Origin of the sequence: Thiorhodococcus minor, from assembly GCF_010820565.1 — a bacterium.
In the GTDB taxonomy this organism is placed as follows: Bacteria; Pseudomonadota; Gammaproteobacteria; order Chromatiales; family Chromatiaceae; genus Thiorhodococcus; species Thiorhodococcus minor.
Genome location: NZ_JAAIJQ010000310.1, coordinates 1 through 748, shown reverse-complemented (window position 1 = coordinate 748; position 748 = coordinate 1). Strand labels below are relative to the sequence as shown.

At 63.4% G+C, this 748-nt stretch carries 1 pseudogene; it reads left to right on the top strand.

Annotated elements, in window-relative coordinates:
- Positions 1 to 478: 478 nt before the first annotated feature.
- Positions 479 to 748: pseudogene (locus tag G3446_RS27115) on the top strand (group II intron reverse transcriptase/maturase); the annotation flags it as partial.

Below are 748 nucleotides of genomic sequence, written 5' to 3'. Positions count from 1 at the left end.
GGCCCCCCGAAGCCGCCGTGCAGGCGGAGGCTTCAAACCGCCCACTGCGGCTGCCTTTAAGAGAGGTGGTCGTGAGCGAGCTGGGAAAAGGCCGGGCAAGACCTGGTCAGGTGAGGACCGTGGAGTCGAACGCAAGTGAACCGCTGATGACGTGTCGAAAGCGTAGGAACGGCGTCGAAACCGGGGGAGAGTCGTTACTCCGGGAGAAGTCTGGGGGCAACCTGCTTACTGCCCAGGCGGCGTCCGGCATGAAGGCGGCGAGAACGCGGTCCAGGCTCTTGTGCGGAACGTGGGAACCTGTCACCCCGATGTTAAGGGAGCCACGCAAGGGGAAGCCCCCCAAGCGTGTGAGTACCGAGGCGGGGTACAGGGACGGAGCAACCCGTAGGAGTGCGGAAGGTCCTGTAATGGGGCTGGAGCGAAGGGGTTGCCCTATCCAGCCTGAGTCGTGCGCGCAACCCATCCGGGGAGGACGCGCGTGACTGAGGCAAAGCCATTTCCCATCACCAAACGTCAGGTGTGGGAAGCCTACAAGCGTGTAAAGGCCAACCAAGGAGGGGCGGGCGTGGATGGTCAGAGTCTGGCCGAGTTTGCGGAGGATTTGGAAAACAACCTCTACAAGCTCTGGAACCGGCTCGCCTCGGGGAGCTACATGCCCCCGCCGGTCAAGCGCGTGGAGATTCCCAAAGTGGGCGGCGTGCGTCCGCTCGGAATTCCCACCGTCGCTGATCGCATCGCCCAAACCGTT